Annotated in this window: 7 protein-coding genes; 5 read left to right on the forward strand and 2 right to left on the reverse strand. The window is 62.6% G+C overall.

The features are described from left to right. Positions 1 to 234 precede the first annotated feature (234 nt). The 5 genes from SH292x_RS12530 to SH292x_RS12550 all read left to right on the forward strand — a co-directional run bounded on the left by SH292x_RS12530 (position 235) and on the right by SH292x_RS12550 (position 10747). On the forward strand, positions 235 to 1758 hold the full coding sequence (locus tag SH292x_RS12530; protein ID WP_442481341.1) for a hypothetical protein: 1524 nt from the start codon (positions 235 to 237) through the stop codon (positions 1756 to 1758). A gap of 168 nt (positions 1759 to 1926) precedes the next feature. After that, a complete protein-coding gene (locus tag SH292x_RS12535; RefSeq protein WP_442481342.1) occupies positions 1927 to 4116 on the forward strand; it encodes a WecB/TagA/CpsF family glycosyltransferase in 2190 nt (729 codons plus the stop codon). Between the two features lie 42 nt (positions 4117 to 4158). Then, positions 4159 to 5349, forward strand: a complete 1191-nt coding sequence (locus tag SH292x_RS12540; protein ID WP_442481343.1) for a sulfatase-like hydrolase/transferase — start codon at positions 4159 to 4161, stop codon at positions 5347 to 5349. A 45-nt stretch (positions 5350 to 5394) separates the two neighbouring features. Next, a complete protein-coding gene (locus SH292x_RS12545) occupies positions 5395 to 6744 on the forward strand; it encodes a GntP family permease (RefSeq protein ID WP_442481344.1) in 1350 nt (449 codons plus the stop codon). Positions 6745 to 6904: 160 nt separating this feature from the next. Further along, positions 6905 to 10747, forward strand: coding sequence for a hypothetical protein (locus SH292x_RS12550; protein ID WP_442481345.1), 3843 nt, complete (start codon positions 6905 to 6907; stop codon positions 10745 to 10747). A gap of 373 nt (positions 10748 to 11120) precedes the next feature. Here SH292x_RS12550 and SH292x_RS12555 read toward each other — a convergent pair whose 3' ends face one another. Both SH292x_RS12555 and queG read right to left on the reverse strand, forming a co-directional pair. After that, positions 11121 to 12188: a tRNA dihydrouridine synthase gene (locus SH292x_RS12555; protein WP_442481346.1), complete on the reverse strand. Its 1068-nt coding sequence runs from the start codon at positions 12186 to 12188 to the stop codon at positions 11121 to 11123. Positions 12189 to 12421: 233 nt separating this feature from the next. Next, entirely contained in the window at positions 12422 to 13573 is a 1152-nt protein-coding gene (gene queG / locus SH292x_RS12560) for a tRNA epoxyqueuosine(34) reductase QueG (protein WP_442481347.1), read from the reverse strand. Positions 13574 to 13607 lie beyond the last annotated feature (34 nt).

Below are 13607 nucleotides of genomic sequence, written 5' to 3' on the forward strand. Positions count from 1 at the left end.
GGTCCAGTTTCCGAAAGCTCCGACTATGCGGGCGCTGTCCGTGTTGCGAAAAGGAAACATGCTGTCGGCGTGCGGCAACGCGTGAGTTCCAGGACTGCTGCGGATTGTGCCAACGCCGATCCATTTAGCGGTAATTTGTGGCCTAACGTTGGAGTGCGGACCATTGGCATAGCGATTGCCACTGGGAATGAGCACGCCCGTCGTTTGCTCCGCACCCACGTTTGGAACCCCCCTATGTCGACTCCCGTCGCCACCAGCCTGTCACCTCGCCAACTGTTCGAGCTCGTCCTTCGCCATCGCCGGCTGTGGATCGTGCCGATGGTGGTGTGCGCGATGCTCGCCGCGGGCTACTCGCTGGTCACGCCCAGGTCGTGGAAGGCCACGCAGGGTATGCTCATCCGTGCGGAGGTCGCGGGCCTGGGGACCGAGAAGCTCGGCAAGTTCGCCGACTTATCGGAAATGAAGACCATTCAAGAAACGCTGCTCGAGCTGGCTCGCAGCCAAGTGGTCGTCACCGAGACCCTTAAAGAAGTTGGTCCTCCGCCCTCATGGTTCGGCAACACTTCGTGGCCCTCGGCTCAGGACGTGGCCGACTTCCGCGACGCGATGATCATGACTCCGCCCGGTGGTGCTGAGTTTGGCAAGACCGAAGTGTTTTACTTGGGCGTCAAGGACCACGACCCCGCCCGCGCTGCCGCGCTGACGCGTGCTTTGGCCAAGAACCTCGAGGCCCGCACGAAAGAGATTCGTCAGAAGCGTGCCGACAGCATGATTGCCGAAATGAGCCTGGGGGTCGAGCAAGCCGAATCGGAGCTCGATCAGAAGATTTATCAGCTCTCCGAGTTTGAAGGGAGCGTGGGATCGGAGCTCGTCGACCTTCGCAATTTGCTGAGTCCCATTGGCGGTGCGAGTGAAACCGCGCAGAACAACCTCGCCATTCAAACCGAGATCCGTTCCAATGAAATGGAGCGGGCCCGTAGCGTAAAGCTGCTCGAAGTCCTTCGTGCCGCGGAAGCCGATCCGGCGATGCTGGTCGCTACGCCCGCTTCGCTACTCACGTCGCAACCGGCGGTCGAGCGGCTGAAGCAGGGCCTCGTCGATGCTCAGCTCAACACGGCACGCCTGCTTGGTAAGTTGTCCCCCGAGCATCCGTTTGTGCTCGCCGCTCTAGAATCCGAGGAGCAAGTGCGTCAGCAACTGCACGACGAGCTTCAATCGGCCATCAATGGTTTAGAGATCGAGCTATCGCTAGGTCAGGACCGTGCCGCCACGCTCGAAGCTCGCCTAAGCAAGAATCACGCGAGCCAGAAGAACCTCGCCCAGCACCGTGCCGAGTACGCCAAGTTGGTGTCGGCCGTGGAGAACCAGACAAAGCTCGTCGATGCTGCTCGCACTCGCTTAGCGGATGCCGAAGTGCACCTCGCCGGTGCGCAGTCGGCCAGCATGTTGTCTCGGATCGACGACGTCGAGTCGGGCCTGCGTCCCATCGGACCAGGCCGTACCACGATTACCGCCGCGGGTGGTCTGTTCGGTCTGCTGCTAGGCCTCGGATGGATCTTCCTGAAGTACGGCCCCGCACCGAAGACCGACGCAGAACTCAACTCGGTCGACCCAGCGAGTGCCGACACCACGGCTCCCCTAGTTTCGCCTCGCCGTCGCCAGGACGACTTTGGATACGCCGCTCCACGTAGTGGCCGGACCTCGCTGTCGGATGCGATCGCTACGGGATTGGGCGTTGGGCATTCGTCGGGTGTTTAAGACAGTTGGTCGGATTCTGTGGGAGGCGTCTCCGACGCCGATTATCGGGGTCGGAGACCCCTCCCACAGGTCCCCACCTTCGTTCGGCCTCCCGTAGTTTCGTGAGCTAAGCTTGAGAAATCGCCTCGACGAGTTCGGGGTGAGCGCTCGTCCTCGATCCCCACGAACATGCCTGTCGTACTGCTCGTCGCCGCCGTCGTGCTCTTGGTGTGGAGCGCTGTCGTGTTCCGCTGGCTCTCGCCAGTGGGTGTGGCGGTGGCGACGGTTGCAGTTGGTTATGTTCTTGGTCACTCGTTCTGGAACCTGCACCTCGGTCCCCTACCGGTCACCATCGACCGACTATTGCTCGGTGTGCTGGTCGTCGTATCGGGTTGGTATCTGTGGCAGGGCCGAACTTGCCTTCGCTCGCTACTGCCTGTCGACTGGGCAGTGCTTGCATTACTGGGCTGGTTGTCGGTGAGTTGCGTGCTGTTTAACGTCGGCGCGGGTGCCGACCTGCCGACCTCGCCCTTCTTCCGACTGCTATTCTCTTTCTGGATGCCGGCGGCCATCTACCTTTGTGTCCGCTTGGCACCACTTTCACATCGAACGACCACGTACGTGCTCGCTGCGCTCAGCGTGTTGGGTACTTACTTGGCCTTCACCGCCTGCGCTGAGATTACCGAGCAATGGTGGGCCGTGTTCCCCAAGTACATAACCGACCCCGAACAGGGAACGCACTTCGGCCGCGCCCGTGGCCCCGCGCTCAACTCCGTAAGCCTCGGCAACTACCTGGCCATCTGCCTGTGGGCCGCCTGGACGTTGCGGTCGCGAGTGACTCGCGGCTGGCAATTGCTACTTCTCGGCGCGATGTGCCTGATGGTACTCGGCGTCCTCTTCACCTACACGCGTAGTGTCTGGATGGGGCTCGCGCTCAGCGGCTTCGTGATGCTGGTCGCCGAGACGCCGCGGTATCTGCGCATTCCGGTGGCAGTCGGCACTACCATCGTGGGCGGTTTGCTCGCCGTTGCTGGTTGGTCGTTCGTGCTCGAACTAAAACGCGAAGACTCGGGGCAAGTTTCCGCCCACTCGGTCGAGCAGCGCACGGCGTTCGCCTACGTCTCCTACCACATGTTCGTTGACCATCCGCTGGTCGGCGTCGGCTTCGGGCGATTCTACGACAAGAAGCTGCCGTACCTGACCGACCGCAGGCAACCGTTCGAGCTCGAATCGATTCGCGGGCTGCATCACCACAACACATTTCTCGGTCTGCTGACCGAGACCGGCCTCGTTGGGCTGGTGACCTATTGCGCCATGCTCTGCGGGTGGATCGCCGTTGGTTGCCGCATGGCGCTCGGGCGTGGGCACACGCTTGCTACCAATCAGATGGGCCGGCTACTGCTTGCCGCGCTCGCCGTTTACCTGCCATCGGCGTTGTTCCACGACATCAGTTTGATCTTCCAAGATCAGACGCTGCTGTTCCTCATCGCCGGACTCGCGGTGGCGACAGCGGAGCAGGAGAAAGTTGCACAACTGGTGCCCCAACAAGCCATTGCTACTGCGAAGCCACTATTCACCCCCTACCCTGCCGCAACTGCCATGTCCACGACAACCGCTCCGCAAGTCTCGCTGTTTGGAATGAAGATCGACCGCGTGACGCTCGCCGAGGCGACCTCGCGCGTGATGGACTGGTGCCGCGGCGACGTGGCTACCTGCCAGTACGTCGTCACACCGAACGTCGATCACGCCGTACAGCTCACGCATCACGACGGTTTGCGTCAGTCGTACGCCGGTGCTGCGATGGTGCTGGCGGATGGAGCGCCGATTGTCGCCGCCTCCCGGCTATTGGGTCGGCCACTCCCCGAGCGCGTGGCGGGCAGCGACTTGGTGCCAAGCGTTCTAGCGGCCGCAGCTACCGCAGAAAAACCACTCCGAGTATTCCTGCTGGGTGCCGGTCCAGGCGTGGGCGATCGCGCCGCGGCGAACATTCGCCGCCAGTATCCCAACGTCGAAATCGTCGGCACGCACTGCCCACCCCTTGGCTTCGAGAACGATCCGGTAGCCAACCAAGCCGCGATTGACGCCGTGAATGCCGGGTCGCCCGACCTGCTGGTCGTGGGACTCGGCGCGCCGAAGCAAGAACTGTGGATTGCCAAGAACCAGAAGGCACTTCACGCCAAAGTGGCCCTCTGTGCAGGCGCGACCATCGACTTTCTGGCCGGCGAGAAACAGCGCTCGCCCGTCTGGATGCAGCGTGTTGGGCTTGAATGGCTGCACCGCCTTTGCAGCGAACCCCGCCGCCTCGCCAAGCGTTACGCCCGCGATGCGACGGTCTTTCCGCAGCTCGTGTGGCGGGAATGGCGTGGGGCGAGCGGCTAGTCGTCCTATCGCCGTCGGCGGGGGGCTTCTATACTCGGTCGCATGGATAGCCGAGTCGTTATTGTGGTGATGGTCGACGGTCTGCGTGCCCGGGCGCTCGGCGCGTATGGCAACACTTCGTATTCGACTCCCGCGCTCGACAAACTGGCCAGCGAGTCGCTGGCGTTCGACCGTTTTTTCAGCGAGTCGACCACCCTCGCCGATGCCTACGATGCCTTGTGGCGCGGCCGACACGCGCTCGACTCCTGCTCGATTGACGGCGACGATCTGATCGCGAGACTCATCGCCAACGACTATCTCTGTCACTTGGTGACCGACGAGCCCGAGGTCGCCAGCCGCCCCGAGTCCGAGCAGTTCGACCAAGTCACGCTTGTCGAGTGGGACATCACCGACCCAGCTACGGAAGTGTTCGACACCGCGATGGGCCGAACTATTGAGGCAGCCGCCGATGTCTTGGGCGAATGGTCGGCCGAGTACGAGCAGCCGCGACTGCTATGGTTGCACCTAAAGGGGATGACCGCTCCGTGGGACGCGCCGACCGATCTCCCCGAAGAACTTCGCGACGAAGACGACCCTGAGCTGGTGCCAACGATCGAAGTCCCGCAAGGCGAGATCGCCGAGGGAGACGATGGCCTCGACGAGGCGTTCGTGGCGAGCTGTCGGTACGCGGGACAGGTGATGGCGCTCGATCAAGCGATCGGGGCGCTCGACCGGCTGCTCGCTGAACTCTGGCCCGAGACTCCGGCGACCCTCGTGCTCGCCGGCGTACGCGGTTTCGGACTGGGCGAGCACGGCCGCTTGGGAATCGACGGCCCCGCGCATCGCGAGTTGTTCCATGTGCCACTGCTAGTTCGCAGTCCAGGCGTCCCCGGCTTACGGAGGGACGCGGCGCTCGTGCAAACTTCGGACCTCCACGCCATACTTACCTCGCTCACCGCTTCGGATACGCTGTCAGTGAGCGGTCGTGAAGTGGCGGGAGGAAAGTCGGGAGATTCGTCCTTCCTCGAAACCGAAGACTGGTCGTACGTCGTGCCATCGCCCGACGAAGCACCGCAACTTTTTGTGGCGCCCGACGACGCTTGGCAAGCCAACAACATCGCGTCGCGATGCCACGAGCAACTGGAAGAGTTCGCACACCTTCGCCAGGCGATCGACACAGCCGCCCAGCAGGGGCGATCTTGGAAATTGCTCGAACTCGATCCCACGCCAGAACCTTCGACCGCCGACGACTGATCGGACAAACTCGTCTCGCACCTCTTCTCCATCTCCTCACTCGCCATGCTCTCGCCACTCTGGGTTCTCGCGATCGGCATCGGTGTGGTGCTGGTGATGCTGCTGGTCCTGAGGCTCAATGCGTTTCTCGGGCTCATCACAGCGGCGTTTGTTGTTGGTTTCTTATCCAAGGAAGCTCAGATAATTGGCCCCGCCGCGACGCTCGTTGCCGAGGAATTTGGCAAGACGGCCGCCAGTATTGGTATCGCCATTGGACTAGCGGCGATCATCGGCAGCTGCCTGGTGGCGAGTGGCGCAGCGGATCGGATCGTCGAGATGTTCCTCGCGATATTCGGCGAGAAACGAGGCGCCGGTGCGCTCGCCGCGAGTGGCTTCCTGCTCGCCGTGCCCGTGTTCTTCGACACGGTGTTCTACCTGCTCTTCCCGCTCGCCCGCTCGATGTACCAGCGGACGGGGACGCACTTTGTTCGCTACTTGCTCGCCATCGGCGCGGGGAGCGCGGTTACCCACACGATGGTTCCGCCAACGCCAGGGCCGCTGCTGATGGCCGACACGATTGGCGTCGACGTGGGCTTGCTGATGTTGGTCGGCGGGGTGGTCTCGATCCCGATGACGCTGACGGGCCTTGCGTTTGCGGCATGGCGTGATCACCGGATGACGCGGACTATCCAGTTCGACGACGTCGCTAGCCAACAATCCACGGAAACCCAGCCCCGTCCGGGGCTCTTGCTTTCGCTACTGCCTATTGTTCTTCCAGTCGGAATGATTGCCTCGGGTCCGGTGGTCGGTGCGTTCATCGATCCGCTGCCGCCGGCGATTCAAATCGTGGCGGACAAGAACGTCGCGCTGCTTGCCGCCACTTTTGTGGCACTCGCCGTGTACTGGATCGTGGTTCGGCCGACCCGGCACGACTCGACCAAGCTCGTCGAGCAATCGGTGCTAAGCGCCGGCATCATCGTCCTGATCACGGCAGCCGGCGGCGCCTTCGGCGCGATGCTAAAGCACGCCGGCGTTGGGCCCGCGATCGAATCGCTGCTGGGATCGGACGCCCCGCTCTCGGGCTTCGCCACGCTGTGGCTTGCCTTCGCGATGACGTCGCTCATCAAGTGCGCCCAAGGATCCACCACGGTCGCCATCATCACCGGCAGCAGCATGGTCGCGGCGATGATCGCCGACCAGCAGCTAGCACTTCACCCTGTGTATCTCTGCACGGCCATCGGGTCGGGGGCGATGATCACCAGTTGGCTGAACGATAGCGGCTTCTGGCTCTACTGCCGCATGGGGCATCTGACGGAAGAGGAGGGCCTGACAACTTGGGTACCCCTGACAAGCCTGATGGGCGTGGCGGGTATGGCAACCACGCTGCTGCTCGCCACGCTTTGGCCTGGCGTTTAGAGCCGCGACGCGCCGAGGATATAGGTAAGCCAGCCAGCTTGGCGAACTGCCTTGGTTGGCGTTATTGGGGAATCGATCTGGTGGCACTCATCCGCCAGAACTACAATCGGCCCGCCAACTTAGGCACGCAAGCTATCACTTTCACGGACAAGGATGTCCGGTGTCGATCGATGCGAAGCTAACCACATGGCTCCCAGGATGGTGGGCCGGGCTGCTACTGGCGGCGACATTGGTCGTCGTTACGTGGCCCACTGCTGCGCTCGCGGACGAAGCCCCGCACACGCTTCGCGTTCGCATTGCGTGGGGAGGCGGAGCGGCTGTTCGATGGTCGGGACGCGTGTCGATGGACGGTGGCGAGCTCGCCGACCTCCAGCTCCTGGGCCGCGAACGCGATACCCCGGGAAGCATCTGGACCGAGGGTGGACAAATCCTCCTCTCGCAACCACGGCCGCGAACCTTTGAGGGTTTCGACGTTACGGCTAAAGGTCCGCTGACGTCCACGCTTCGCATCGAACTCCGTGCGGCCGAGGATCAGCAGTCGAACCTCGTCGAGATTCCTCTCGCCGAACTCGTAAACGAGCAGCGCCGCGCGACGCTCGCCAGCCCCGCCGGACGCACGTCGACCACGCTGATGGTGCACCGCATCGCCGACGATGCGATTCGCGTAAAGCTCGAACGCGATACGCTGGTCTACGCGCCGGGAGAAACGCTGAAGTTCACCGTCGAGCCGGCGCTACCCAACTTGGTGGCAGGGAGCGGGCTCGATCTGTCAACCGAGCTCTCGCGAGGTCGCGGCGGCAATCGCGAGTGGGATGCAACACAGCGAGTGTCCCTGCCGGCGCAAGGCTACGCCAGCGTGCCGGTGGAGGTACCCCTGCCGACGCGCGAAGGGGTCTACAGCATCAAGCTCATTGCCCGCACTCCGCCGGGCAATCGGGTGAAGTTCTGGGAAAGCGCGACCGGCGACAAGTTGGCCGAGCGAACCTTCCAGGTCTTGGTGCTCGCCGAGCAAGCTGCGGAGCATTTCGACGGAGCGCAGTGGCAAACTTCGATTGAGATCGATCCCGCAAACCCCAAGTGGTGGGGCCGAATGACGGAGTGGACGCGGCTCGACCGCATCACCAACCTTGGAACAGGTCCGCTCGGGAGCGAGGCATTCCGCACCACCACCATCGCGGGTCGAGCGTTTGCCGAGCTCTCGCCTAGCAGCGGGCAAAAGCCAACCTGGCAAGCCTATCCGCTCCCTGCCGCGCAGCCGGGTCAGCCGCACATCGTGGAAGTGGAACTTCCAACCGGCGATGCCCAGCAGCTTGCCCTTCGCATTTATGAGTACGACGCTCAAGGCAAACTCACGGCAACCACGGTCGGCGGAGGAGTGGTGGTCGACAACCGACTGCTCGGCGACAGCCTGCCGGCCACCTCGACATATCGCTACCTGTTCTGGCCGCACTCGAAGACACCCGTTGCGGTACTCGAGAACGCGAGCAACACCGTGCCCGCGCGGTACGGTCGCATCCGTCTTCGCATGGCCAAGCCGGTCGCCGGCAGCCCTTCGCTCGCCAAACGTGATGAGCGACTTGTCGCCGCAACGTTTGACTGGCAGACGCTGGTGGATCGCACCAGTTCGCGGCCACCCACTGGCGATGGCCGCCCGGCGATCGACGACCTGCAAACGTTCGTCGACTTAGCCCAACGCACCGCGGCGCTCGTGGAACTCTCCGGCTACAACGGGGCCGTGGTGGGTGTGATGGAGGGGGGTAGTGCCGCGTTCGATCTTCGCGGTTCCGACTCGCTCCCTTCGCTCAACACCAGCCATTTAGGGTCGAGTGTCACGGACTTGCCGACGATAAATCCCACCGATCTCCTGCTGCGAGTGTTCGCCAGTCGCGGACTGCGTGTGGTCCCGATGGTCCGCATGAACGCGACGCTCCCAACTATCGAAGCCAGCCTGCGGGCGAGCAAGTACAAGACGCTCGACGAGTTTCCGATCTGGACGGACCTCAGTGGCCGGCCCCGGCGTGCCGTCATGCTCGAATCGACCACCGCTTCGCCGCCGCATTACCAGATCGGCCACCCCGACGTGATGGCCGCAGTCCGCGGCGTGGTCCAAGAATTGATCGCCCAGGCCAGCGGCTCGCCCGCCTTCGCCGGAGTAGCGGTGGAAATGTCGCCCGACAGTTACATCGCCTCGCCCCCGTCGAACTTCGGGTTCACCCGCGCGGGCCTCGCGCAATTGGCGGTCGACACCGAGGCTACCGCAGAAACCATCGCCGCTTGGAACCAAAATCCGCAGGCAGTGCTCGACGACCCCGCCTCGCGACGTGCCTGGGATACGCAGCGTGCGCAAGGCGTTACGCGCTTCATTGAGCAACTCGCCGGCGATGTCACGACGGCCAGGTCTGAAGCGAAGCTATATCTCACGGTGCCCGAACTGCTCAAAACCCGCGAATTTGAGATGCGTCCCAAGATCACGGGCACGCGTCGACTCGAAGACATTTACCTGGAGCGCGGACTCGATCTGTCCCAAGTCACCAAGCTCCCTGCCGTCGCCATGATCGGTACGCAGAACATTATCACGGGGTTGCAACTTGCGGACGCGGCTGAAGCTATGGAGCTCAACTCGCGGTGCGAGCAACTGCCTGCCGTATCGCTCGAAGGGATGTTCGTTTGGCACCAAACGGCCCCGACCCCCGTGCCGCAGGCCGCCGAATTTGCCACCAGTCGATCGCCGCGGACACCCATCGCTTTCGATTACCTCGGAGCCAGCGTTAACGCCCCCATCGCCGCTGCGATGCTCCGTGAACATGGCGGGGCGTTTTTGATGGGTGGTCCCGCCGGGCCGGCAGGGCTCGGCGACGACGATCGCCGCCGCGCTCTGCGGATGCTGGCGAAGTTCCCAACTCATGACTTCCAACCAGACACCATTGTCGCCGAACAAACGGTTGTCGCCAATGTCCACGCCGCCGATCAGCAAGCCGTAGCGACGGTAACCAACAATTCGCCGTGGCAAACCGTGGCAACCGTCACGCTGGGCGTCAACGAGCGAACTACCGCCGAAACACTGACGGCCGAAGGCGCCGCCGCGACCGCCGCTGGCTCTTATGCTCCCGGCCAGCACGCTTGGCGAGTGCCGCTCGCACCGTACGAAACACAGGCGCTCCGATTCGCCTCGCCGCAGGTGCAAGTCACCGGCGTGCGGGTAGAAATGAATCCTGCAGTCGCCGAACAGCTCGCCACTCGCTGCACCGAGCTCGAACGCCGCGACCTTCGCCCCGACGTGCTTCCCCCCTACGAGGCGCTGGCCAATCCATCGTTTGAACAGATCGATACCAAGGGCATGGCCGTCGGCTGGGAAGGTGGCGAAGGAGTCTCAACCGCAACTCCCGGTGCCGACGGCCAGCGGGCCGGCGTGCTTCGCAGCACCGAAAAGTCCGCCAGCATCTCAACACTCCCCTTCGCAACCCCTGGTACGGGTGAGATCGCTGTGATGGCCAACGTCCGTGTTGTGAACCTGTCGGACGACGCAGAGCTTCGCCTCATCGTCGAAGCCTCCGGCCGTCGAACCACACTCGCCCAGTCCGCCGCGGTGCTCCGACAACATAGCGCTGCAAAGGAATGGAACGCCTACCAGTTCGGCGTCGAAGACCTTCCGCTCAATTCCAGCGGTGACATGCGAATTCGTATCGAGCTCGTCGGCACCGGCGAAGTGTGGATCGACAACCTGCAGCTTCACCACTTGGTGTATCCGCTGCGGATTTACCCCAAGGAGTCCGACCAGCAAGTGCTCGCCCTCGTGCAGCACGTCAAGACGGCACGCAAGGCATTGGAAATGCAGCAGTACGGCGAATGCCAGGCACTGCTCGACGCCTACTGGTCGCAGTTCCTTATCCAGCACCTGCCGGAAATCGCGGTGCCCGAAAGCACTAGCCCCGAAGCGACTGCGAACGAGCCCGCGCCCGAACCCCGCATGTCCGACCGCATGAAGAGCTGGTTCCGCTTCTAAGGTTTTCCGCGTAGCCGTCTTCGCCAGAATTCGTGCCCTTTGGAAGAACTTTTGCCCGCGAATCCACGCGGATAGGCGCGAATCAAGAAGAGTAGGGTTAACACGATTCGAAGTGTTTAGATATGTAGTTGAACAGAAGGTAACAAAGGAAACCAAGAAGAACGAGATATTGAAGAGCCTACTGAAGTGGCAAGGGTTTCGGCGTCATTCTCTGTTCCCTCAGCTTCCTCCTGTTTACACAAATCTCTTCGTTCTCTTCGTTACCTTCTGGTCAAAATACACAGCCATCCGCTCCCATTCCCCAAACTCCTCCCCTATTCGCGTACATCCGCGCAGATTCGCGGGCAACTTCTTCACTGGCCGATGGCGGACACTAGGCCACCTCGCCAGCCATCACCGGCGCGGGTTCGTCGATCGTGGGGTGCACGCCGGGGGCGTCGCTGGCGTACCAGCGGTCGAGCACTTCGCGCCATGCGCCGGCTTGTTTGACCGAGCAGAAGTCTTGCCGGACCTCGAGTTGCTGCGGGTGGAGCTGCGAGTACTTGATGGCAAACTTCCGCATCGTCGGCAGGCAGCGATCCGCGCCGTACAGCTCTTCGGCCAGTCGATAGTGCTCGGCGATCACGTCGCGCTGTTCTAGCAGGCTTGGGGGGTCGGGGAGCGCTTCGCCCCGTGCGAGGGCACGAGCTTGCGAGAAAATCCACGGGTTGCCAATCGCCCCACGAGCCACCGTCACGCCATCGACACCGGTGTAAGCCATCATGTCGAGGCACGACTGCGCCGTGAACAAGTCGCCGCTGCCGAGGATCACACGATCGCCGGCGTGCTGTTTGAGCTCGCGCAAGAAATCCCAACGCGATGGGCCAATGTAGCGCTGCATCACGGTGCGACCATGAACGGTGACCGCGACCACCCCACGTTCGTAGGCGCCGTCGAAGATTTTGAAAAACATCTCTCGACTCTCGGCCGTGTCGTCGATTCCGCGCCGCATCTTGAGCGTCACGGGAATCTCGGCGGGCACGGCGTCGCGGACCCGCTCGACAATTTCGAGCGCCACGTCGGGCTGGCTCAGATGAAAGCCGCCACGACAACGCCCTAGCACCTTCTTCACGGGGCAACCGAAGTTGATATCGATCACATCGAACCCAGCTTCAACTAACTTCAGCGCCGCGGGGCCAAACTGCTCGGGCTCGGCCCCCATCAGTTGACCGGCGACGGGGTGCTCTTCGTCCGAGATGTGCAGGTAGTGACTGGTTCGCTTACGCTCTTTGTAAGCCACCAGAAACTGGTCGAGCATCACCTCGCACAAAGAATACGACGCCCCCATTCGCCGCGCGATGGTTCGCATCGGCGAGTCGCTGTAGCCGCTCAATGCCGCTTGAACCACGGGAAAGTCAAGCGTGATCGGGCCGATGCGAAGCGTAGGTAAATTGGATGCCATGGTCCTATTCTCCCACGCCCCCGCCCCCGGTCAACGGCCCCGCCACCCGCGGCTTCGCCCCTATAACTCGTCGATTGCTGGACAAGTGGCTAAGAGAATGGGACGCGGATGAACGCGGATTGGGCAGGATGAACGCGGATCAGTTGCAGAAGACTGAACATCCTCGAGCAGATTTCAAACCAAAAGAAATGACTCCCCTATAAAATCCGCGACAATCCTGCCAAATCCGCGTCCTATTCTTCTTTCATCAAGCGTGAGTTAGTCGAGAGCGCCCCGGCAATCTCTTCCAGCACCTCGGTGTCCGTCTCCAGTTCCTGCCGCGCGAGCAGCGCTGCTCGCCCCTCCGCACCGTATCGAGCGAGCGCCCATGCAGACGCACCGCGCACTAGTGGCTCATCATCATTCAGGCCACGAATGAGTGCGGGTACCCCATCAGGCGTTGGATTGTTGCCAAGCGCGATCGCCGCGTTCCGCAGAATTCCCCGCCGCTTGGGTCGCCACAGCGGGGTCGCACGGAACCGATCGCGGAACTCATCGACGTCGAGTTCAAACAGCGCAGTTAGCTCTAAAGGATTCGTGTCGTCCCGCGGCGCGAACTGTGGCTCCATCGACTCGGGCGATTTACGATTCCAAGGACACACCTCCTGGCACAAGTCGCACCCGAGCACCCATTCCCCCATCCCCGCGCGAAGTTCCATCGGAATCGCATCGCGATGCTCGATCGTCAGGTAGCTGATGCACCGCGATGCATCCATCACGTGCGGCTGAGGGAAGGCGTCGGTCGGGCAGATGTCGAGGCACGCCGTGCAAGTGCCACAATGGTCCGTCGCGGGGGTCGTGTTGAACTCCAGTTCTAGATCGGTGAGCAGCGCTGCGAGGAAGAACCAACTCCCTTGCTGGCGATTGAGCAGCAGCGTGTGCTTACCAATCCAGCCCAGCCCTGCAAGTTGGGCGAACTCACGCTCCATCAGCGGTGCGGTGTCCACCACGCCACGGAACTTCGCGTCCGGAAACCGCTCGCTGCAATGCTGCTTAAGTTGCTTGAGCCAGCCGTGAATCACGTCGTGATAGTCCGTAGTGCCCCACGCGTAGCGAGCAACCCGTCCGTAGCCTAGCGGCGTTGGCTCGGCCACGGCGGTGCGGTAGTCGACCGTGAGCATCACAAGACTACGCACGCCATCGAGCACGCTCCGCGGATGGTCGTAGGCGTCCCGGCGGTCGGCGAACCACGCCATCGTCCCCCCGTACCCCGCCGCCAGCCACTCGTCGAGGTGCTGGGTGCCTACCGCGGCCACCGCCGGCGCAACCCCTACCGACGAAAAGCCGATCGACGCGGCTCGCTCCTTGATCCAATGGGTACATTCGGCATTATCCACACGCTTCATTCTACTCTCGAAGCTCGGGAAGCTGAAAACCCCA

The organism is Aeoliella fuhlenseeensis, assembly GCF_052161615.1.
Classification (GTDB): Bacteria; Planctomycetota; Planctomycetia; order Pirellulales; family Lacipirellulaceae; genus Aeoliella.

Bases quoted from the DNA above. Each gene is read 5' to 3' on its own strand.
- SH292x_RS12530 (WP_442481341.1), top strand. From the start codon at position 235: ATGTCGACTCCCGTCGCCACCAGCCTGTCACCTCGCCAACTGTTCGAG.
- SH292x_RS12535 (WP_442481342.1), top strand. From the start codon at position 1,927: ATGCCTGTCGTACTGCTCGTCGCCGCCGTCGTGCTCTTGGTGTGGAGC.
- SH292x_RS12540 (WP_442481343.1), top strand. From the start codon at position 4,159: ATGGATAGCCGAGTCGTTATTGTGGTGATGGTCGACGGTCTGCGTGCC.
- SH292x_RS12545 (WP_442481344.1), top strand. From the start codon at position 5,395: ATGCTCTCGCCACTCTGGGTTCTCGCGATCGGCATCGGTGTGGTGCTG.
- SH292x_RS12555 (WP_442481346.1), bottom strand. From the start codon at position 12,188: ATGGCATCCAATTTACCTACGCTTCGCATCGGCCCGATCACGCTTGAC.
- queG (WP_442481347.1), bottom strand. From the start codon at position 13,573: ATGAAGCGTGTGGATAATGCCGAATGTACCCATTGGATCAAGGAGCGA.